This is a genomic window from Mycobacterium shimoidei (genome assembly GCF_900417275.1).
In the GTDB taxonomy this organism is placed as follows: Bacteria; Actinomycetota; Actinomycetes; order Mycobacteriales; family Mycobacteriaceae; genus Mycobacterium; species Mycobacterium shimoidei.
The window spans coordinates 900959-922700 of the sequence record NZ_UEGW01000001.1 but is presented as its reverse complement, the minus strand read 5'-3'; the positions used below and the strand labels follow the sequence as shown (position 1 = coordinate 922700).

Genomic DNA, 21742 nt, shown 5'->3' with positions numbered 1-21742 from the left:
GCCGCGTGACCGCAAGGCATGCGGACTGGTGAGGGGGCAATGGTGACGACGACGCAGCCGCGCCTTACCGACTACGTCCGCGATCAGCTGGGTCCGCCACTGGTCCTCATCGGCGGCTTCTTCCGGATGTGTGTGCTGACCGGAAAAGCGTTGTTCCGCGTACCGTTTCAGTGGCGCGAGTTCATCCTGCAGTGCTGGTTCATCATCAGGGTCGCGATTTTGCCCACCATGGCCGTTTCGATCCCGGTCACGGTGCTGTTCATCTTCACGTTCAACATCCTGCTGATCCAGGTCGGTGCGGCCGACATTTCGGGGGCCGGAGCGGGAATCGCCGTGGTCACCCAGATCGGTCCGATCGTGACGGTGCTGGTGATCGCCGGCGCCGCAGCGACCGCGATCTGCGCCGACCTGGGTGCGCGCACCATCCGGGAAGAGATCGACGCGATGGAGGTGCTGGGCATCGACCCCATCCATCGGTTGGTGGTGCCCCGGGTGCTGGCCTGCGCGCTGGTCGCCATGCTGCTGAACGCACTCGTGAGCATGGTGGGACTGGTGGGCGGCTACCTATTCGGTGTATACCTGCAAAACGTGTCCGGCGGTGCCTATCTCGCCACGCTGACCCAACTCACCGGATTGCCTGAAGTAGTAATCGCGACGATCAAGGCCTTGACCTTTGGACTCATCGCCGGCCTGGTCGGCTGCTATCGGGGCCTGACTGTGCGTGGTGGTTCGAAGGGTCTGGGCACCGCCGTCAACGAAACCGTGGTGCTGTGCACGGTGGCGCTTTACGCGGTCAATGTCGTACTGACCACCATCGGTGTCCGGTTCGGGACGGGGGCGCTGGGATGACGGCGACCCAAGTACTGCGGACCCGCTTCCCCCGGGCGGCCGGCAGCCTGCGCCGCTACGGCGGCGCCGCGAGCCGACCGCTCGAAGAAGCCGGAAAGCTCGGCTGGTTCACGGTTATCGGCGCTCGCGACATGGTGTGGGCGGTCTCGCGCTACCGCAGGGAGATCGTGCGGCTGATCGCCGAGGTCGGTATGGGCACCGGCGCCATGGCGGTTGTCGGTGGCACCGCGGTCATCATCGCCTTCGTGACACTGTCGTCCGGCTCGCTGGTCGCCATTCAGGGCCTTGCATCCCTGGGCCACATCGGAATCCAGACGCTGCTCGGGTTCGTCGCCGCATTCATCAACGTTCGTCTCGTTGCCCCAGTGGTGTCCGGCGTCGTACTGGCGGCGACGGTCGGCGCCGGCGCGACCGCGGAACTGGGCGCCATGCGGATCAGCGAAGAGATCGACGCGCTGGAAGTGATGGGCATCAAGTCGATGGCCTACCTGGTATCCACCCGGGTACTAGCAGGACTCGTGGTGATCATCCCGCTCTACTCGCTGGGGTTGATCATGTCGTTTCTGTCTCCCCAAGTCATCACGACCGTGCTGTACGGGCAGTCGTCGGGCACTTACGAGCACTACTTCCGAACGTTCTTGCGCCCCAACGATGTGTTCTGGTCGTTTGCGGAGGTGATCGTCATGGCCGCGGTGGTGATGCTCACGCACTGCTACTACGGGTATAACGCCAGCGGCGGCCCCGTCGGTGTTGGTGAGGCGGTAGGCCGGTCGATGCGCTTCTCATTGGTCTCGGTGAACGTGGTAATCCTTTTGTTCGAAATGGCGCTCTACGGCGTTGATCCCAACTTCGCATTCACGGTGTAGCTGCGATGACATATCCACAGGGGAAGATAAACAAGCCGCCGCTTGCGCCGTACAAGACTGCCGGCGTGGTGGTTTTCCTGATCTCCGCGCTGGTGCTGTGGTTGGTCTACCTGCAGTACAAAGGAGACTTCACGCCGAAAACCCGGTTGACGATGGTGGCCAATCGGGCGGGCCTGGTGATGGATCCGGGTTCGAAGGTCACCTATCACGGCGTCCAGATCGGCCGGGTGGCAAGCATTTCCGAAATGCAGCAGGACGGCAAACCGGCAGCCAAATTGTCTTTGGAGGTGGATCCGAAATACACCCACCTGATCCCGGCGAACGTGGACGCCAAAATCGTGGCGACCACGTTGTTCGGTGGCAAGTATGTGGCATTCAGTTCACCGGAAAAGCCGGCCCGGCAACGAATCACGCCTAACACGGTGATTCAGGGATCACATGTGACGACGGAGATCAACACGCTGTTCGAGACGATCACCTCGATATCGGAGAAGGTCGATCCGGTCAAGGTGAACCTGACGTTGAGCGCGGCGGCAGAGGCGTTGAGCGGGCTAGGCGACAAGTTCGGCCAGTCCATCATCAACGGCAGCGCGGTGCTCGACGATGTAAATCCGCGAATGCCCACGATCCGCCACGACATTCAGCAGCTGGCCGCGCTGGGCGACACATATGCCAACGCGGCGCCGGATCTGCTCGACTTTTTCAACAACGCGGTGACGACCGCACGCACGATCCACCGGCAGGAAAAGGACCTGGATCAGGCACTGTTGGCGGCGACCGGATTCGGTAACACCGGTGCGGAAATCTTCGAGAAGGGCGGGCCGTATCTGGCGCGTGGAGCGGCCGACTTGGTGCCCAGCGCCCAAACGCTCGACACCTACAGCCCGGAATTGTTCTGCACCCTGCGGAATATCTCCGAAGCCGAACCGCTGGTCGCCGACTTCACCGGCCGTGTCGGCGGCTATGCGCTGCGAACCACGACCGAGCTGTTCTCGGGCCTGGGACTCATGCTGAACCTCCCGGGGCTCGGCATCACGCTGGCCACACAGGGTCTCGCGGGCCTGGCCGGGCTGATAGGCGGCTCGCAATATCCCTATATCTATCCGGAGAATCTGCCGCGGGTGAACGCTCGCGGTGGACCGGGTGGGGCGCCGGGATGCTGGCAGAAGATCACCCGTGACCTGTGGCCGGCGCCCACGCTGGTGGCCGACACCGGGGTGAGCCTCGCACCGTTCAACCACGTGGACACTGGCTCGCCGTATGCGATCGAGTACATCTGGGGCCGTCAAGTAGGGGACCAAACGATCAACCCATGAGTATCAGAGGCACTGTTATCAAGCTCAGCATCGTCGCACTGGTGCTGCTGTTCTTCACTGCACTGATCGCCGTGGTCTTCGGTCAGATGCGCTTCGACCGGACCTACCGCTACACCGCCGAATTCACCAGCGCCAGCGGACTGCGGGACGGCCAGTTCGTCCGAGCCGCCGGCGTGGAGATCGGCAAGGTCAAGAAAGTAAGGCTGGTCGATCGCGGCCACCGGGTGCGGGTGGATTTCGATATCGACCGCTCGGTGCCGCTCTACCAGTCGACGACCGCCCAAATCCGCTACCTGAACCTGATCGGTGACCGGTACATGGAGCTCAAACGCGGCGAAGGTGAGGGCTCCGACCGGGTGTTGCCGCCCGGCGGATTCATCCCGCTGTCACGCACCCAACCGGCCCTGGATCTCGACGCGCTGATCGGTGGTTTCAAGCCACTGTTTCGGGCGCTCGACCCCGAGAAAGTCAACAACATCGCGTCGGCCATCATCACCGTCTTTCAGGGGCAGGGCGGCACGATCAACGACATCCTCGACCAGACCGCGCAGCTGACCTCCCACATCGCCGAGCGCGACCAGGCGATAGGTGAGGTGATCAAAAACCTGAACATCGTGCTGGACACCACGGCCAAGCACCGCGCCCAGTTCGACGAGACCGTCGACAACTTCGAAAAGCTGATCACCGGCCTGAGCAACCATTCTCAGCCGCTGGCCGCCGACGTCGCGAACATCAGCAACGCCGCCGGCACGGTCGCCGACCTGCTGGCCGACAACCGCACGCTGCTGCACAAGACGTTGAACTACCTGGAGCCGATTCAGCAGACGATCATCGATCAACGCGATGCCTACGACGATCAGATCCATCGGACGCCGACCGGGGTCAGCATTGTGGGTAATGCCGTGGGCAACTACGGAGACTTCGTCAGCTTCTACTTGTGCGACTTGATTCTGAAAACCAACGGACTGCAGCCCGGTGGCCCGGTCCGCACGGTCAAGATCCTGCAGCAGCCGACGGGTAGGTGCACGCCGCAATGAGAACGCTGGAACCCCCGAACCGGCTGCGGATCGGCATCATGGGCGTCGTCGTGGTGCTGCTGGTGATCGGCGTCGGCCAGACCCTGACCAGTGTCCCGATGCTGTTCGCCACCCCGACCTACTACGGGCAGTTCACCGACAGCGGCGGGCTGAGCAAGGGCGACAAGGTGCGCATCGCCGGCATGAACGTCGGCACCGTCGAGGAGATCAAGATCGAGGGCGACCACGTCTTGATGAAGTTCACGACGGGCAGCAACACCATCGGCACCGAGAGCCGGCTGGCCATCAAGACGGACACCATCTTGGGCAAGAAGGTGCTCGAGGTCGAGCCGCTGGGCACCCAGACGTTACGTCCCAACGCCACACTTCCGTTGGGGCAAAGCACCCAGCCGTACCAGATCTACGACGCGTTCTTCGACGTCACCAAGGCGGCCTCCGGCTGGGACATCGACACCGTCAAGCAATCGCTGCATGTGTTGTCCGACACCATCAATGAGACCTACCCGCACCTGAGTGCCGCCCTGGAAGGGGTGGCCGAGTTCTCCGACACCGTCGGCAAGCGTGACGAGCAGGTCAAGCATCTGCTCGCGCAAGCCAACAAGGTCGCCAGTGTGCTCGGGGACCGCAGCGAACAGGTCGACCGCCTGCTGGTCAACTCGAACACGCTGCTGGCCGCGTTCAACGAGCGCAGCAGGGCCATCAGTGCGCTGCTAAGCAACGTCTCGGCATTCTCGACCCAGGTGCAGAACCTGATCAACGACAACCCCAACCTGAATCACGTGCTGGAGCAGCTGCGTATCGTCAGCGACCTGCTGCAAAAGCGCAAGGACGACCTGACCGAGACGATCGTCATCCTCGGCAAGAACATCGGCGCGCTCAACGATGTCGTCGGGTCCGGGCCGTACTTCAAGGTGTCGCTGTCCAACCTGTTGCCGTACCAGATTTTGCAGCCCTGGGTGGATGCGGCGTTCAAGAAGCGCGGCATCGACCCGGAGGAGTTCTGGCGCAACGCGGGGCTGCCGGCCTTCCGGTTCCCCGACCCCAACGGCACCCGGTTCCCCAACGGTGCACCGCCGCCGGCACCGCCGGTGCTGGAGGGCACGCCGGATCATCCGGGACCCGCGGTTCCCCCAGGGTCGCCGTGCTCTTACACCCCGACGCCCGAGCTGCTGCCGCGGCCAGGGAACCCGATGCCGTGCGCTGCGATCGAGCAGGGGAACGGACCGTTCGGGCCCAATGGGCCGTATCCGGGACCCGATATCGTCACGTCTCCGCCGAACCCGAACGGATTGCCGCCCACTGCGGGGATTCCGATCGCCGGACGGCCCGGCGAGGCGCCACCGGACGTGCCGGGCACACCCGTGCCGATTGCGCCGGGGCCGCCCGGTGCACGCAGCGAACCGCTGGGTCCAGCTGGTCCGCCGCCGCCGCCGTCGACGTTCGCCCCGGGGTTGCCGCCCGGACCGCCCGCGCCACCGGGACCCGGCAACCAGCTTCCGGCACCGTTCATCCCGCCGGGCGAACAGGGAAGCCAGCCCGGTGGTGGCGGTGGAAGTCTTGATAGGAGCCAAGGGTGAGCACCGTCTTTGACATCCGTAACCTGCGCCTACCGAGGCTGTCCCGGGCGTCGGTGATCATCGGCTCGCTGGTGATCGTGCTGGCGCTGGTCGTCGCCTTCGTCGGGTTTCAGCTCTTCAAGAAGCTGACCAACAACACCGTGGTCGCGTACTTCCCGGAAGCCAACGCGCTCTATTCCGGCGACGAGGTCCGGATCATGGGCGTGAGCGTGGGCAGGGTCGACAAGATCGAGCCGGCCGGCGACAAGATGAAAGTGACGTTCCACTACTCCAACCGTTACAAGGTGCCGGCCAACGCCATCGCGTCGATCCTGAACCCCACGCTGGTGGCGTCGCGGTTCATTCAGTTGGATCCGCCGTACAAGGGTGGCCCGGTGCTGCCCGACAACGCGGTGATCCCGATCGAGCGCACCCAGGTGCCGACCGAGTGGGACCAGCTGCGCAACACCGTCACCAACATCATCTCCAAACTCGGACCCACCAAGGAGCAGCCCAAGGGGCCATTTGGTGAGGTCATCGAGGCGTATGCGGACGGGCTGGCCGGTAAAGGCCAGCAGATCAACAAAACCCTGGACAGCTTGTCGCGGTCGCTGACTGCCCTCAACGAAGGCCGCGGCGACTTCTTCGCGGTCGTGCGCAGCCTGGCGCTGTTCGTCAACGCGCTGCACGAGGACGACCAAAAGTTCGTCGCGCTCAACCAAAACCTCGCCAAGTTCACCAATAGCCTGGTCGGCTCCGACCGGGACCTGGCGAACGCGCTGCAACAGACGCAGGGCCTACTGGAGACGGTGCGTCCGTTCTTGGAGAAGAACCGCGAGGTATTCGTCCACGACGTCAACAATCTCAACGACGTGACCACCGCGCTGGTCCAGCCTGAACCGCTGGATGGGTTGGAGAACTTCCTGCACGTTGCGCCGACGGCGTTGGCGAACGCCGGCGGGATCTACCACCCGGCGCAAGGGGCCGTTGTGAGTAACGGGGTGTCCGCGGCCGGCGCAATCGGTTTCGCGAACCCCATGCAGATGTTCTGTAGCTCGATTCAGGCCGGCAGCCGGCTGGGTTATCAGGAATCGGCTGAACTGTGTGCGCAGTATCTGGCGCCGATTCTGGATGCGATCAAGTTCAACTACCTACCGTTCGGGCTGAACCCGTTCACCACCGCGGCGACGATACCCAAGGAAGTTGCCTACTCCGAGCCGCGGCTGCAGCCGCCGCCGGGCTACAAAGACACCACCGTGCCCGGGATCTGGGTGCCCGACACGCCGTTGTCGCACCGCAACACCCAGCAGGGCTGGATTGTCGCGCCCGGAATGCAGGGCGTAGAGGTCGGGCCGATCACGCGGGGCCTGCTGACCCCGGAATCGCTGGCCGAACTGATGGGCGGCCCAGACATCGAGCCGGTCCAATCGCAGTACCAGACCCCGCCGGGGTACCCGAACGCATACAACGAGGAGCCAGGTCCGCTGCCGTTCATGGGAGTGCCCGGCAACCCGCAGCCGATCGCGCCGCCGCCGCCCGGACCTAACGTGATACCCGGTCCGGTCGCGCCGACGCCGGCGCCCGTCGCGGGACCGCCGCCGGGCCCGGCTCCGGCGGGACCACCGCTGCCCGCTGAGGCGGCCTCGTCGGCGGGAGCGGGCCAGTGAGGGGCGCGATGAGCATGAAGCAGGTGATGCGCTGGACTCGCCACCGTGCGTGGCAGGGGCTGATTCTGCTGATGGCCGCACTCATGCTGAGCTCGTGCGGGTGGCGCGGTATCTCGAACGTGTCGATCCCGGGCGGCCCGGGCACCGGCGCGGGCTCCTACACCGTTTATGTCCAGGTGCCGGACACGCTGGCTATCAACGGCAACAGCAAGGTGATGGTTGCCGACGTGTTCGTCGGCTCGATCCGCGATATCCAGCTCAAGAATTGGGTGGCCACCCTGACACTGGGCCTGGACAAGAGCGTCAAGCTACCCAAGAACGCCACGGCCAAGATCGGGCAGACCAGCCTGCTGGGTTCTCAGCACATCGAGTTGGCGTCGCCGCCCAACCCGTCGCCGGAACGGCTGAAAAACGGTGACACCATCCCGTTGAAGAACTCGTCGGCGTATCCCACCATCGAGCGCACCTTGGCCAGCCTCGCGATGATCCTGCGCGGCGGAGGGATCTCGAATCTGGAGACACTGCAAAACGAGGTCAACAACATCCTGGCCGGTCGTGGTCCGCAGATCCACGACTTCCTCGGCAAGCTGAGGACGTTCACCGCCGAGCTCAACCGGCAACGCGACGACATCACTCATGCCATCGACTCCACCAATCGGCTGCTGGAGTACGTGGGGCCGCGGGCGGACGTCATAGATCGGCTTCTCACCGAATTCCCGCCGGTGATCAAGCATTTCGCCGAAAAGAGTTATCAAGACCTCTTGATCAATGCGAGCGACGCGGTGGGCCGGCTCAGCGCGGCTGCCGACCAGTATCTGTCCGAGACGCGCGGCCCGCTGCATCAGGATCTGCAGTTACTGCAGTGCCCGCTGCGGGAATTGGGCAAGGGTGCACCTTATCTGCTCGGTACCCTCAAGATCCTTCTCACGGTGCCGTTCGACCTCGACACCGCTCCGCAGCTGATCCGGGGCGACTTCATGAACGCGTCGATGACTGTCGACACCACGTTGTCGGCCGTTGACAACGCGTTCTTGACCGGCACCGGGTTGTCCGGCGCGCTGCGGGCCCTCGAGCAGTCATTCGGTCGCGACCCCGCGACGATGCTGCCCGACGTCCGCTACACGCCGACCCCAACAACGCCCCGGGTGGGCCACTGGTCGAAAGGGCGGACCGGAATTGCTGACTCGCGGTATCAAGCGCCAGCTGATCATCTTCGGCATCCTGACCCTCATCGCGGTGCTGGTGTTGGGTTGGTACTACCTGCGCATCCCCACCCTGGTCGGCATCGGCCAGTATGAGCTGAAGGCCGATCTGCCGGCATCGGGTGGTCTGTACCCCACCGCCAACGTGACCTATCGGGGCATCACGATCGGCAAGGTGACCGACGTCCAGCCCACCGAGAAGGGCGCTCAGGCGACGATGCGCATCGACAATCGGTACAAGATTCCGGTCGACGCGTCGGCGAACGTGCATTCGGTGTCGGCCGTCGGTGAGCAGTATCTGGACCTGGTATCGCCCGGCAACCCGGGCAAGTTCTTCTCACCCGGGCAGATCATCACCAAAGCCACAGTTCCCAGCGAGATCGGACCGGCCCTGGACACCGCCAACCGAGGGCTGGAAGTGCTGCCCACGGACAAGATCGCACAACTGCTCGACGAAACCTCGCAATCGGTCGGTGGGTTGGGTCCGGCGCTGCAGCGGCTGGTCGACGCCACGCAGGCGATCGTCGGGGACTTCAAAACCAACATCCGCGATGTCGACGACATCATCGAGCACTCCGGTCCGATCCTGGACAGTCAGGTCACTTCCGGCAGTGCGATCGAGCGCTGGGCGCGCAACCTGAACAACTTGGGCGCACAGGCTGCGGAAAAGGACGAGAACCTGCGCAGCATTCTGTCTCAAGCGGCACCGACCGCCGATGAGGTCAACGCGGTATTCAGCGACGTCCGCGACTCGCTGCCGCAGACGTTGGCCAACCTCGAGATCGTGATCGAGATGCTCAAGCGTTACAACAAGGGTGTCGAGCAGGTGCTGGTGTTCTTGCCGCAGGTCGGGTCGATCGTCCAGACCATCTCCGAGCCGTACAAGGACGACCACACGGCGCCGCTGGACTTGGTGTTGGCGATCAACTACCCGCCACCTTGCTTGACCGGATTCCGGCCCGCATCACAATGGCGCTCGCCGGCGGACACCACGATCACGCCGATCACCGAAGCGCATTACTGCGCCATCCCGCAGGACCACCCGTACAACGTGGTGCGCGGATCACGCAACATCCCGTGTGTCGACGTGCCGGGTAAACGGGCGCCGACACCCAAAGACTGCCGCAGCGACAAACCCTACGAACCGCTGGGCACCAACCCGTGGTACGGCGACCCGAATCAGATCCTCAACTGTCCGGCGCCCGGTGCCCGCTGTGATCAGCCGGTCAACCCCGGCCAGGTGATACCGGCGCCGTCGATCAACACCGGGCTCAACCCGTTGCCGGCTGATCGGCTCCCACCGGGTGGACTGACACCGCCCCCGAAGAACGATCCGCTGACACGGCCCGGCACGGGCACCGTGCAATGTAACGGACAACAGCCCAACCCGTGCGTCTACACTCCGAGCGGGGGCCCCACCGCGGTCTACAGCCCGCAGAGCGGTGAGCTGACCGGCCCCGACGGCGTTAAATACTCCGTCAGCAACTCGAGCAGTACAGGAGACGACGGATGGAAGGAGATGCTGGCACCAGCCGGCTGAACCCGAACGCTACCGACAGTTCGTCGTCTTCAAAGGTGGAGAGCCAGGATTCGCCTTCGGAGGTGAAGGCCGAGGATTCTTCAGAATCCGAGGTCGGAACCGACCAGACCAGCACCGAGGTGACGGCCGAGGATTCTTCAGAATCCGAGGTCGGAACCGACCAGACCAGCGCCGAGGTGAAGGCCGAGGATTCGTCAGAATCCGAGGGCGGAACCGACCAGACCAGCACCGAGGTGGCGGGAGAGGAGTTGTCCTCGGAGGAGACGGCCGAGGATGCGGCTGAATCCGAAGACGGCGACTCCCCGCAGGTCGAAAGCAATCCCTCGCGGCTAGGCCGCGGGTGGTTCGTCGCCCTGATCGCAACACTCCTCGTGCTGGCCGGCGGTCTGGGAACAGCCGGTTATTTTGCACTGCGCGCCAACAAGGAGAGCCGGACCCTCGCACAGGACAGCGAGGCAGCTGTGCAGGCCGCAAAAGATTGCGTCGCGGCAACTCAGGCACCCGATATCGCCGCGATGGTCGCCAGCCAGCAGAAGATCATTGACTGCGCAACCGGAGACTTCCGGGCTCAGGCGGTGCTCTACAGCAGTCTGCTCATCGATGCGTATCAGGCAGCCAACGCCCATGTCCAAGTGTCCGATATGCGTGCGGCACCGGAACGCAGCAACGCCGACGGCTCAATCGACGTGTTGGTGGCGGTGCGGGTCAAGGTGACCAACACTGAAGCCGCGAACCAGGAGGCCGGCTACCGATTACGGGTGAAGATGGCCCCCGACGAAGGTCAATTCCGGATCGCCAAGCTTGACCAGGTGGCGAAGTGACAGCGGTGGTCGAGAAGACCGAAACTGCGCCGACGGTTAACACAGCAGCTCCAAATCGTCTGGCGTCCTGGAAAATTCGCGCATCCGCCTTCCTCATCGATGTATTGCCCGGGCTTGCCGTGGTCGCGACCATGACGCTGGTCGGCTCGGCGGTGCCGCTGGGCAGCACATGGTGGTGGCTGTGCGTGTATGCCCTGGCGACCGGGATTCTGCTGACCTTGATCAACCGGGTGGTATGGCCGGCCAACCGCGGCTGGAGCCTGGGCCGGGCCTTCGTGGGCATCACAGTCGTCCGACCTGATGGGACTTCGGTGGGGCTCGGGCGGCTGCTGTTGAGGGACCTCGCCCACCTGCTGGACACCGTTTCGGTATTCGTGGGCTGGCTATGGCCACTGTGGGATCCGCGGCGGCGTACCTTCGCCGACATGTTGCTCGACACCGAGGTGCGCTGTGTCGCACCAGATCAGCGTCCGGCCGGTATCCGCCGGATCACCGCGATCGTGGTGTCGACGGCGGCGCTGCTCTGCGTCGCTGGGGCGATGATGGGCATCTGGGCGGTCTGGCTGAACGATCGGAAATCCGACCAGACCCGCGCCGAGATCGAAGCTGCGGGCCCGAAAATGGTCGCCCAAATGCTGACCTACGATCCGAAAACGCTGGATGAGGACTTCGCGCGCGCGCAATCGCTGACAACCGAAAAGTACCGGCCAGTGTTGGCCGAACAGCAGGAGACGGTGAAAAAAGGTAACCCGGTGGTCAACGAGTACTGGGTGACCAACAGCGCGATACTGTCCGCCGCGCCGGATCGCGCAACGATGATGATGTTCCTGCGGGGTCACCGGGGCGGAGAGAATCAGGAGCGCTTCATCACCGCAACAGTGCGAGTGTCGTTCGTCAAGGGCGACGGCGAGCGCTGGCTCGTCGACGACCTCAACGTGGTCACTAAACCAAACCCGCCAAAGGGTCAAAAATGAGTCCCCGCCGTCAGATTCAGCCGGGCGAGGAACCGCTGCTTTCCGGGCAGGTACCGGATCCAACGCTGTGGTCGCGGCTACCTCTACCACGTCTGCGACTGCCTCGACAATGGTGGAAGCCGTCCCGGAGCTGGACGCTACCGGGAGTGTTGGTCGTTGCAGTGTTGCTTGCGGTGGGCTCGATCGCGACTTCCGCCGTTGTCCTGATCCGCCATCAGGCACGTCACGAGCTGGCGATGAAGGAAGTTGACGCGCTGGTTTTCGTCCGCTCTTTCATGACCACGTTCACGTCGCTAGATCCCTTCCACGCCAACGACTATGTTGACCGGATATTCGCGCACGCCACAGGTGATTTCGCCAAGCAGTACCACGACAAGCAAAACGAGATTCTCGCCGGCGTCGCTCAAGCGGAGCCCACCAAAGGAACCACTCTGGAGGTCGGGGTGGAAAGGTGGAACGACGATGGCAGTGCAAATGTGCTCGCGGCCACCGAAATCACGTCCAGGACACCCGATGGAAAGCAAGTAATCGAAAAGACCAATCGTTGGCTGGTAGTTGCTCAACGGGAAGGCGATCAGTGGAAGATCAGCAGCCTGCAACAGGTGATCTGAGCGACGACGTTTCCGGTGACACGTCGGAACAGGCGGCATCCGTCGACACCGATGCTTCCGAAAGCGACACCGATGCTGCCGAAAGTAGTTCAGAACCGGAGGCTTCCGACGCTGAATCCACCGGTGACGACGCCGATGCCGTCGTCGGCTTCAAGACCCGGCGTCCAGCCGGGCGACGGCTGTTCGTCGCGGCGGCGGTGGCGGCTGCGCTGTTCGTGGGCTCAGCGGCGTTCGCCGGTGCCACGGTACAGCCGTACCTGACGGACCGGGCGGTTGTCGCCACTAAGCTGCGCATCGCGGAGACGGCCGCCAACGCGATCACCACGCTGTGGACCTACAACCCCGACAACATGGACAAGCTGGCCGATCGTGCGGCGCGATACCTCAGCGGCGACTTCGAAGCTCAGTACCGCAAATACATCGACGCAATCGCGCCGACCAACAAGCAAGCCCAGATCACCAATACGACTCAAGTCACTGGGGCGGCCGTGGAATCGCTGACCGCGACCGATGCCACCGCGATCGTCTACACCAATACGACATCCACGAGCCCACTGACAAAGAACATACCGTCGCTGAAGTACTTGTCTTACCGGCTGAACCTGAAGCGCGACCGCGCGCGCTGGCTGGTCACCAAGATGACCACCATCACGTCATTGGATCTCACGCCCCAACTGGGGTAGGCCGAATCGGCTCGACCGGCGCTAGTTGAACGCAAGCCAGCTGGGCAGCGCCCGCTCGTGAGAGTCGCACAGCACCTGGCGCGTGTCGCAGGATCCCTTCGGCACGCCGGCTCCGGCCCACATCCCGCCGGTATCGCGGCGCAGCACGATCGCCGACGACCCGCCGCCGTCGAGCAAAATGGCTGTGTCACTGCCCAATCCGCGGAACAGGTCCTGGATGTTGTCCGGCGTATAGCTGCCGCCCTGGAACACGTAGACCTCGTCCTTGGGCTTGGAGTAGGCGATCGCGGTGCGTGCGGCGCTGGGTCCACCGTCGTTGAGCTGACCGGTGATACCCGGGGCCAACAACCCCAGTCCGCTCACCGCGACGAATGACTCCCCCTTGTCCACCAGGCCCTGTACGAGCGGGCCCGCCGCGTCGTAATCACGGCCGTCGCGACCGCCCTTGGGCCACACCACATATGGTGCCCCACGCGTCGGCAGGATCATCGTTGCCAAGGCGGCCCAGTGCTCGTCGCCGCCGGACAATCCCTGCTTGCCGGCGTACGGGACTGTGCCGGTAACCGCCTGATTGGCCCGGCCCATTCCGCGGGTGTTGTCGACGAACACGCCCAGCGGTGAACTGCAACCGGTCGACTTCCAGGAGCCGCCCTTCTGGCCGCGGATATCGAAGAAGTTGGCGTTGATCGCGATCGTCGGTTGACCGAGAACTTGCCACGCCTGTAACGGCGGATAGGTCTCCGATGCCTGCATGAGCCCGTCGCTGGTGCGCGCACGGGGATCGCGTTCGCAGCGTGCCTGGAAACCGCGATGGCTGTCCACCAGGAGGTGCGGCGAAAGCCGTTGCGAGGCAGCCTTGATGATCATCAGGTGGCCGCCGCTGTTGCCGTCGTACCAGCGGCCACTCGCATTGAGCATGGGTGCCGGGTGTCCCGCCCCGAAGTTGTACACCAAGTACGAGCCGCGGGTGTTGGCGATGGCGGCGGCCAGCAGGTCGCGGGCCTCAGCCCGCGCAACCGGCTGCCCGGTACTGGTGGCCAGGCCCACGCACAGCGTCACCGCAGCGCAGCAGGCGGCCAAGCGCCGGAAGACGGCGGCGAGACTCTGCACTTGTTGCCCTTTCGGCACGGGGTCGGTACAACAAGCAGAACATTAACCACAGTGAAAACACTGTCAACTTGCGTAACGAAATCGTGACGCTTTGGCTGCGGTCCAATGACGTTCGGCCGCTTGACGTTCCGCTTACCGCAGGGTGCCGGCTATTTGTCGGGCTCGGTCGCTGTCGAGGCCTGCGCGGTCTTTGCGGTCTCCTCTGCCTCGGGTTCGTGCGCCGAGTCGGATTCCGCCGAGTTCTCCTGATCGCCCCGACGGTCGTACCTGCGGGTGACGATGCCGCCCAGCAACAGGCCGACGACGAGCCCGATCGCCGTCCACAGCAACGCTTGCGACAAGCCGGCTTGGAACTGACCATCGAAGTACAGCAGCGCCCGGATTCCCATGAACACTTGGTGCATTGGCTGGAATCTGGCCAGCCAGCTGAACACCGGTGGCGTCGCCTCCAACGGGATCGCGGCACCCGCGGAGGGCAACCCGAGGATCACGAAGAGGAACATGCCTACCAGCAGACCCGCCGAACCCAGCACCGCGATCAACGAAGTCGCGGTGATCCCGACCGCGGCGATCGCGAACACGCCGTAAAGCCACAGCAGCGCACCGTGATTGATCGGCATGCCGAGTCCTTTGGCTATCGCAAGATAAGCGGCCGAAGTCAACACCGCCACGGCCGCCATCAAGGCCCATTTGATCAACAAAGTACGGAATCGCGAGACCCTGACTTTCTCGGCCAATCGGTACACCCGGCCGAATTCCGCTGGGGCATAACCGAGCATGGAGTCCACGAGGGAGCCGACCACAATGCTGCCGACGAAACCGGCCAGCACCACCAGCAGCGCGTAGTAGAAAGCGGAGAGCCCATTGCCGGTTCCGCTCGGCAGCGGGTTGTACGCCTCGCCTCTGACGTCAATCGGATTTGCCAGCAGCGCCGCGACAGCCCCGGGCAGCTCCTTTCCTTCGGCCTGCGCCACCGCATCTTCCAAAAGACGTTGCCCGAAACTGCGATTCGTCGCAGACACCGCATGGTTGAGAGACTGACCGGCGATGCTGGCGCCCAACGCGCCGGCGCGCGGATTGCTCAAAACCAAGACCATCGGCCGCTCGACGCGCCCGGCGCCGGCCGCCGCCTTGGCATAATTCTGCATCTTCGTGGAAAAGTTCGGCGGGATGAGCGCCGCACCGTAGACCTGGGCTGCCGACAGTTGGTGCACCCCGTCCTCGCGGGAAAGCAGGCGCACGTCGAACTTGTTCCTGTCGATGCCGGCCAGCATCTTCTCAACCATTTGCCCGCCGGTCGGTCCGGCATCGTCGTTGATCACGGCGACGGGGAAATGCCGCAGGTTGGCCGCCGGGTTCAGCAGCCCGCTGAGGAAGAACGCCGCCAGCGCTGCCATCAGCGCCAGCGACACGACGATGGGTGCGGCCCAGAAATTCACCGTCCGGGCGGGGTTGACATCGGCCTTGGCATCGGCCGGCTCTTTCAGTGGCTGGGGGTCAGGCATACCGGCTCCTTTTCGTCGCGCCCAACCCTAACCGCGGCTGCTGCCCAGAGCCGCATGCATCTCCCAGACCAGGATTTCTGACGGCTCGACAGCTGTGACCCGGCGCCCTTCCGACGGCGCGAACCGGACCGCATCGCCAGTGCTCAAAGCGCCCTGGGCGTCTTCTAGCGCGAGCGTGCCGCCGGCAACGAACAGGTGCAGGTACGGCGCTGCGGGCAGTTCGACCGCGTCATTCGTCCGTAGCCGCGCGACGTGCAGCGCCGCGTACCGGTTGTGGATGGTGATCGCGGCGTCATGCCCCGGCATACCCGAAGCGATGATCTGCAGCCGGCCGTCGAGCAGCGCGTCGTCGATCTGGTGCTGCTGGTAGCCGGGATCGATGCCCGACGTGTCGGGCGCTACCCACATCTGGACGAAATGTACCGGTTCGGTGGTCGAGTCGTTCTTCTCCGAATGCAAGATGCCGGTGCCCGCCGACATGCGCTGCGCCAGGCCGGGATAGATCACACCGTGATTGCCGGCGGAATCACGGTGTGCCAGTGCTCCACCCAGCACCCAGGTCACGATCTCCATGTCGCGATGCGGATGGGTGTCAAACCCGGCCGCCGGTGCCACCTCGTCGTCGTTGTTGACCAGCAACAGCCCGTGGTGGGTGTTGGCCGGGTCGTAGTAATCGCCGAATGAGAACGAGTGCCTGGAGTTCAGCCATGACGTCGTGGTGACGCCCCGGTCGGCGGCGCGCCGGATATCGACAGTGGCGGGCATGGCCCCAGGCTAGCCACTGATGGATCTACCGGCGCACTACGTGCTCTTGTGCGGCACGCCGACCGTCAGGCCGCCGTCGACGACGAACTCGGCGCCGGTGCAGTACGACGACTCGTCGGAGGCCAGGTAGACGATGCAGGCCGACACCTCGCCGGGGTCCGCGGCGCGGCCCAGCGGGATCTGCAGGAAGTCCTCGGGGATGCCGGCGGTCATCGGGGTTCGGATCATGCCGGGGTGGATCGAATTGACCCGGATGTTGTGCGGGGCCAACTCCAGCGCGGCGGCCTTGGCCAGTCCGCGCACACCGAACTTCGACGCCACGTAACCGTAGAGGCCCGGGCTGCCGCGCAGGCCTTCCACCGAGGAGATGTTGATGATGGAGCCCCCGCCGGCCACGATCATCGGCTCGACCGCCGCCTGCATGCCCAAGAAAGTCCCGGTGAGGTTGATGTCGATGATCTTCTGCCAGTCGGCGAGCGGGAAGTTCTGCAGAGTGTTGCCGTTGAGGATGCCGGCGTTGTTCACCAGCACGTTGAGCGCACCGAACTCGTTGACCGCCGTTTCGACGGCGGCCCTCCACTGATCGGGCTGGGTGACGTCGAGGTGGACGAACCGGGCGGCAGCCCCCAGCTCCTCTGCCAGCGCCTTGCCGTCGTCGTCGAGGATGTCGGCGGCGACGACCTCAGCGCCTTCGGCGACCAGCGCCCGTACGTGTGAGGCGCCCATCCCGCGCGCGCCGCCGCTGATCAGTGCAACTTTTCCGTCTGCGCGTCCCATGGCGGCTCACGCTACTAGGCGGGTCAGGGTGTGCCCGCACCCGATTCCCGCTTTCGGCGCTAGAGCCGGTCAGGCAACGCGAATTTCGGGAACAGGCTGGTGTCGAGGAAGGCGACGACGTGCGATACGCCGTCGGCGCGCATGTCCAGTACCTGCAGCTGGAACGGCTTGTGTTGGTCGCCGTCGCGCATGTACATCGCGGCGGCGGGCTGACCGTTGGCAACCAGGGGCAGCAAGCGCATATCGCCGGCCGCCTGCGCGGGGCATTGAAGACGGATGAGGGTGGCGATGGCGTCCGGGCCCCGATACCAACTGTTCGAACGGCGGCATCTCCCAGATCGCCTCGGCGGTGAACATCTCCACCAGTCGGTCCACGTCGTAGTCTTCGAACGCCGCGATGTAGCGGGCCAACCGGTCCTGGGCGTCCGCCGAATCCGGTGCGGCGAGCCGATCGTCGGTGCTGGGCCCCGCGGCCTGCAGCTGCCCGCGCGCCCGCTGCAGCAAGCTGTTGACCGCAGCGGTGCTGGTGCCGATCGCGTCGGCTACTTCGGCCGCCTTCCACTGCAGCACGTCGTGAAGCAGCAGCGCTGCCCGCTGACGTGGCGACAGGTGCTGCAGCGCCGCGACGAACGCCAACCGGACCGATTCGCGCGACCCGACGATGTCGGATGGGTCGGCGATATCGGGCAGCGGCTCCAGCCACGCGACTTCGACCCGCTCCACCATCTCGGCCGTCGGATCCGAGCAGGGCGCGCCGAGCCCGGTGGGCAACGGCCGGCGTTGCCGGCCCTCGAGTGCGGTCAGGCAGGTGTTGGTGGCGATGCGATGCAGCCAGGTTCGCATCGACGACTTGCCCTCGAAGCGGTCGTAGGCTTTCCAGGCACGCAGATAGGTTTCCTGCACCAGATCTTCGGCATCGTGTAGCGAGCCGGTCATCCGGTAACAGTGCGCGAGCAGTTCGCGCCGGTAGGGCTCGGCGCGGGCGGAGAAATCACTGTCGAAGCTCTCCGCGAGCAGACTCACGCGGATGAGCATACGCAGACGATCCGACACAAGCTCGCTACGCTGCCTTCGATGACAACCACCCGCACCGAACACTGCTTCGATGGTGTCGGCGGCGTGCGCATCGTCTACGACGTGTGGACACCGGACAGCGAACCGCGTGCCGTGGTCATCCTTGCCCACGGGTTCGCCGAACACGCCCGCCGTTACGACCACGTCGCCCAGCGGTTCGGCGAGGACGCGCTGGTGACCTACGCGCTCGACCATCGCGGCCATGGCCGCTCCGGTGGTAAGCGGGTGCGGGTCAAAGACATCGGCGAGTACACCGGCGACTTCGACACCCTGGTCGGCATCGCCAAGAAGGAACACCCGGGATCCAAGTGCATCGTGCTCGGCCACAGCATGGGCGGTGGGATCGTGTTCGCCTATGGCGTCGAGCGCCCGGACAACTACGACTTGATGGTGCTCTCGGGCCCGGCAATCGCGGCCCAAGACTTGGTCTCGCCGTTGGTAATCTTCATCGCCAAAATCACGGGGGCCGTCGCGCCGGGACTTCCGGTGCAGGAACTGGACTTCAGCGCCATATCCCGGGACCAGGCGGTAGTGGACGCCTACAACAATGACCCGCTGGTCTACCACGGCAAGGTTCCCGCCGGTGTTGGGCGTGCGCTGCTGCTGGTCGGCGAGACGATGCCCCGACGCGCTCCCGCGCTGACCGCGCCGCTGCTGGTCGTGCACGGCGAGCAGGACCAGTTGATCCCTGTCGCCGGCAGCCGTCGCCTGGTCGACGCGGTGGGCAGCTCCGATGTCGAGCTGAAGGTGTACCCGGGGCTCTACCACGAGGTGTTCAACGAGCCCGAGCGTGATCAGGTGCTCGACGACGTGGTGTCGTGGATCAACGCCCGCCTGTGAATGTCGGCGTGAGTGTGTCGCCGGTGTCCCTTAGTTTGAGGCTATGAGCAACGCCGGTGATGATGCGGAGCGCAGCGATGAAGAGGAACGGCGCAATGACTGACGACAAGATGCTGGCGCGGATCGCCGCACTATTGCGTCAGGCCGAAGGCACCGACAACGTCCACGAGGCCGACGCCTTCATGGCGGCCGCGCAACGGCTGGCCACCGCGACGTCCATCGACCTGGCGGTGGCGCGTTCGCATGCCGCCAAGCGCACACCGGCACAGACGCCGATCCAGCGCACCATCACCATCGGGGAGGCCGGAACCAAGGGACTGCGCACCTATGCACAGCTGTTCGTGGTGATCGCCCACGCCAACGACGTACGCTGCGACGTGGCGTCGAACTCCACGTTCGTCTACGCCTACGGATTCGCCGAGGACATCGACGCCAGCCACGCGTTGTATGCCAGCCTGGTGGTCCAGATGGTGCGCGCCTCCGACGCCTACATCGCGACCGGTGCCCACCGGCCGACGCCGACGATCACCGCGCGGCTGAATTTCCAGCTGGCCTTCGGCGCCCGGGTCGGACAGCGGCTGGCTGAGGCGCGCAGGCAAGCGCAGCAGGAAGCGAAGGAAGATCGCGGACGCGCGCCCGGGACAGCTCTCGCATTGCGGAACAAGGAAATCGAGCTGCACGACTACTACCGCAGGATGTCCAAGGCTCGGGGCACCTGGCAGGCCGCGCGCGCCTCGGCCGGGTACTCGTCGTCGGCGCGGCGCGCCGGTGACCGAGCGGGCCGTCGCGCCCGTCTGGGACCCAGCCAGGAACTCTCGGGAGCCCGTACCGCGCTGGAACGGTGAACGCCGCCGACCGCGACACCCAGCGTTCGAAGGTCTACGCCGCTGAGGATTTCGTTCGAACCCTGTTCGACCGCGCCGCCGAACACGGCTCGGCGAGCGTCGAGTTTTTCGGTGCGACGCTGACGTTGCCGCCGGAGGCGCGCTTCTCCTCGGTAGAGGCCGTGCAGCGCTATGTCGACGAGGTGTTGGCCCTGCGGTCGGTGCAGCAGCGGTGGTCGAAGATAGCGCCGCTGAAGGTGCGCGCCCGGCGAGCCGCCACCGCGGCGCACTACGAAAACCGGGACGGCGCAGGGATTATCGCGGTGCCCGACCGCGACAGCGCCGACTGGGCGATGCGAGAGCTGGTCGTGCTCCATGAGATCGCTCATCATCTGTGCACAGCACAGCCGCCGCATGGACCGCAATTCGTGGCAACTCTATGCAGCTTGGCCGAATTGGTGATGGGACCGGAGGTCGGTTACGTGCTGCGGGTGGTGTACGCCAAAGAAGGCGTGCGCTAAGCGCATTGGGGTGGCGTTGTGCCGAATGCACGAAACCGAGCTGGCCGACCGCGCCTTCGGGCGGTTTAGGCCAGCTCGGCTCCGTGATCACCAATGGCTAGCTGACGGTGACCAGCTCATCGCCACAGGTGCACCGGTACGGTTCACCGGCCCCGTCGCAGTGGCAGGGCACCTCGATGCGCACCCGGCACCCGCAGCCCTCGTGGCCACACGTCAGTACGGTCCCGGCCTCATTGCTTCCCATTTGCTTCACCCTTACCTGTATTGGGGACCCCAGTTTGGTCGGAGGGATCCGGGCTTCTAGGTGTGCGGCCGGCCCTGGTACCGGGTCAGCCACGCGTCCCACCATATACCCCATAGGGGTATGGAGTAAAGGTCTGGCGGAAATTTTTTTCACCGGATCGGCTAGCGTGGGCGCGATGACACAACAGCCGGGTCCCAAAGACGTTGATGCCTTTCTGGATAGCACCGTCGTCGGTGACGATCCCGAGTTGACCGCGGCGTTGGCTACCAGCGACATGGCCGGTCTGCCTCGCATCGCCGTGTCGACTCAGCAAGGCAAGTTTCTGTATCTGCTGGCCGGGGCGATGCGGGCGCGCCGCATCCTGGAGATCGGCACGCTGGGCGGTTTCAGCACCATCTGGCTCGCCCGGGGAGCCGGCCCCGACGGGCAAATAGTGACCCTGGAGTGCGACCCCAAGCATGCCGAGGTCGCGCGGGCCAATTTGGCCAATGCCGGCGTCGCCGACCGCGTCGAGGTACTCATCGGCACCGCACTGCAGACGCTGCCTACTCTCCAGGGCCCCTTCGACCTGGTTTTCATCGACGCCGACAAGGAAAACAACATCAGCTACGTGGACTGGGCGGTGAAGCTGTCTAGGCCAGGATCAGTCATCGTGGTGGACAACGTCATTCGCGAGGGACGTATCTTGGCGCCCGATTCCGGCGACCGGGCGGCCGCGGCGTCGCGCGCCACCCTTGAGCTGATGGGTCAGCACCCGCGGCTGGACACCGCGGTGATCCAGACCGTCGGGGTCAAACAGTGGGATGGTTTCGCGATTGCGCTGGTGAAGTAGGTACGGATTGCCAGCCGGCGGCGGTGCCAACTTTCGTTGCTGGCGTTTGCTCGGCGAGCGTAGCCTGGGGATGGATGGATGGGTTGCAGTGAGCCCAAAAGGCTTGCTGCATAACAGAAAGGTCACAA

Annotated in this window: 20 protein-coding genes and 2 pseudogenes; 16 read left to right on the top strand and 6 right to left on the bottom strand. The window is 64.7% G+C overall.

Annotated elements, in window-relative coordinates; all coding sequences use genetic code 11:
• Positions 1-42 precede the first annotated feature (42 nt).
• The 12 genes and pseudogenes from MSP7336_RS04485 (at position 43) to MSP7336_RS04430 (ending at position 13122) form a co-directional block, all read left to right on the top strand.
• Positions 43-849 (top strand): MlaE family ABC transporter permease, encoded by an 807-nt coding sequence (locus MSP7336_RS04485; RefSeq protein WP_372507643.1) that lies wholly within the window; start codon positions 43-45, stop codon positions 847-849.
• Positions 846-1715 (top strand): ABC transporter permease, encoded by an 870-nt coding sequence (locus tag MSP7336_RS04480; protein ID WP_069394227.1) that lies wholly within the window; start codon positions 846-848, stop codon positions 1713-1715. The genes MSP7336_RS04485 and MSP7336_RS04480 overlap by 4 nt, the downstream gene beginning before the upstream one ends.
• Before the next feature lie 5 nt (positions 1716-1720).
• The gene (locus MSP7336_RS04475) at positions 1721-3031 is read left to right on the top strand and encodes an MCE family protein (RefSeq protein WP_069394228.1); all 1311 of its coding nucleotides are present in this window, start codon (positions 1721-1723) and stop codon (positions 3029-3031) included.
• Positions 3028-4068, top strand: coding sequence for a virulence factor Mce family protein (locus tag MSP7336_RS04470; RefSeq protein WP_069394229.1), 1041 nt, complete (start codon positions 3028-3030; stop codon positions 4066-4068). The genes MSP7336_RS04475 and MSP7336_RS04470 overlap by 4 nt, the downstream gene beginning before the upstream one ends.
• On the top strand, positions 4065-5645 hold the full coding sequence (locus MSP7336_RS04465; protein ID WP_069394230.1) for a virulence factor Mce family protein: 1581 nt from the start codon (positions 4065-4067) through the stop codon (positions 5643-5645). The genes MSP7336_RS04470 and MSP7336_RS04465 overlap by 4 nt, the downstream gene beginning before the upstream one ends.
• Complete coding sequence (locus tag MSP7336_RS04460; RefSeq protein ID WP_113963140.1) at positions 5642-7291, top strand: virulence factor Mce family protein; 1650 nt, start codon at positions 5642-5644, stop codon at positions 7289-7291. The genes MSP7336_RS04465 and MSP7336_RS04460 overlap by 4 nt, the downstream gene beginning before the upstream one ends.
• Before the next feature lie 8 nt (positions 7292-7299).
• A pseudogene (locus MSP7336_RS04455) lies at positions 7300-8474 on the top strand (virulence factor Mce family protein).
• On the top strand, positions 8468-10033 hold the full coding sequence (locus MSP7336_RS04450; RefSeq protein ID WP_069394232.1) for a virulence factor Mce family protein: 1566 nt from the start codon (positions 8468-8470) through the stop codon (positions 10031-10033). The pseudogene MSP7336_RS04455 and the gene MSP7336_RS04450 overlap by 7 nt, the downstream one beginning before the upstream one ends.
• Entirely contained in the window at positions 10003-10854 is an 852-nt protein-coding gene (locus tag MSP7336_RS04445) for a hypothetical protein (RefSeq protein WP_113963139.1), read from the top strand. Before MSP7336_RS04450 ends, MSP7336_RS04445 begins: the two co-directional genes overlap by 31 nt.
• Complete coding sequence (locus MSP7336_RS04440; protein ID WP_113963138.1) at positions 10851-11828, top strand: RDD family protein; 978 nt, start codon at positions 10851-10853, stop codon at positions 11826-11828. Before MSP7336_RS04445 ends, MSP7336_RS04440 begins: the two co-directional genes overlap by 4 nt.
• Positions 11825-12439, top strand: a complete 615-nt coding sequence (locus MSP7336_RS04435) for a mammalian cell entry protein (protein WP_113963137.1) — start codon at positions 11825-11827, stop codon at positions 12437-12439. The genes MSP7336_RS04440 and MSP7336_RS04435 overlap by 4 nt, the downstream gene beginning before the upstream one ends.
• A complete protein-coding gene (locus MSP7336_RS04430; protein ID WP_113963136.1) occupies positions 12406-13122 on the top strand; it encodes a mammalian cell entry protein in 717 nt (238 codons plus the stop codon). The genes MSP7336_RS04435 and MSP7336_RS04430 overlap by 34 nt, the downstream gene beginning before the upstream one ends.
• 21 nt (positions 13123-13143) lie before the next feature.
• Here the strand turns inward: MSP7336_RS04430 and MSP7336_RS04425 are convergent, their stop codons facing one another.
• From MSP7336_RS04425 to MSP7336_RS04405, 5 genes and pseudogenes are all read right to left on the bottom strand, one after another.
• Complete coding sequence (locus MSP7336_RS04425) at positions 13144-14232, bottom strand: phosphodiester glycosidase family protein (RefSeq protein ID WP_232320909.1); 1089 nt, start codon at positions 14230-14232, stop codon at positions 13144-13146.
• Positions 14233-14381: 149 nt separating this feature from the next.
• Complete coding sequence (locus tag MSP7336_RS04420; protein ID WP_113963135.1) at positions 14382-15737, bottom strand: YhgE/Pip domain-containing protein; 1356 nt, start codon at positions 15735-15737, stop codon at positions 14382-14384.
• 27 nt (positions 15738-15764) lie between these two features.
• Positions 15765-16502 (bottom strand): pirin family protein, encoded by a 738-nt coding sequence (locus MSP7336_RS04415; RefSeq protein WP_113963134.1) that lies wholly within the window; start codon positions 16500-16502, stop codon positions 15765-15767.
• A gap of 36 nt (positions 16503-16538) precedes the next feature.
• Positions 16539-17279: a glucose 1-dehydrogenase gene (locus MSP7336_RS04410; RefSeq protein ID WP_113963133.1), complete on the bottom strand. Its 741-nt coding sequence runs from the start codon at positions 17277-17279 to the stop codon at positions 16539-16541.
• 59 nt (positions 17280-17338) lie between these two features.
• Positions 17339-18406 (bottom strand): annotated as a pseudogene (locus MSP7336_RS04405) (sigma-70 family RNA polymerase sigma factor).
• On the opposite strand from MSP7336_RS04405, the gene MSP7336_RS04400 reads away from it, so the two are divergent.
• The 3 genes from MSP7336_RS04400 (at position 18354) to MSP7336_RS04390 (ending at position 20538) form a co-directional block, all read left to right on the top strand.
• The gene (locus MSP7336_RS04400) at positions 18354-19193 is read left to right on the top strand and encodes an alpha/beta hydrolase (RefSeq protein WP_113963132.1); all 840 of its coding nucleotides are present in this window, start codon (positions 18354-18356) and stop codon (positions 19191-19193) included. The pseudogene MSP7336_RS04405 and the gene MSP7336_RS04400 sit on opposite strands and share 53 nt — an antisense overlap.
• A 95-nt stretch (positions 19194-19288) precedes the next feature.
• Positions 19289-20038 carry a DUF2786 domain-containing protein gene (locus MSP7336_RS04395; protein WP_069394241.1) on the top strand — a complete coding sequence of 250 codons (750 nt, stop codon included), beginning with the start codon at positions 19289-19291 and terminating at the stop codon, positions 20036-20038.
• Complete coding sequence (locus MSP7336_RS04390; RefSeq protein WP_069394242.1) at positions 20035-20538, top strand: TIGR04338 family metallohydrolase; 504 nt, start codon at positions 20035-20037, stop codon at positions 20536-20538. The genes MSP7336_RS04395 and MSP7336_RS04390 overlap by 4 nt, the downstream gene beginning before the upstream one ends.
• A 97-nt stretch (positions 20539-20635) precedes the next feature.
• Here MSP7336_RS04390 and mymT read toward each other — a convergent pair whose 3' ends face one another.
• Complete coding sequence (gene mymT, locus MSP7336_RS04385) at positions 20636-20782, bottom strand: copper-binding metallothionein MymT (RefSeq protein WP_084226289.1); 147 nt, start codon at positions 20780-20782, stop codon at positions 20636-20638.
• Between the two features lie 175 nt (positions 20783-20957).
• Between mymT and MSP7336_RS04380 the strand changes: the two genes are divergently transcribed.
• Entirely contained in the window at positions 20958-21614 is a 657-nt protein-coding gene (locus tag MSP7336_RS04380) for an O-methyltransferase (RefSeq protein ID WP_069394243.1), read from the top strand.
• Positions 21615-21742 lie beyond the last annotated feature (128 nt).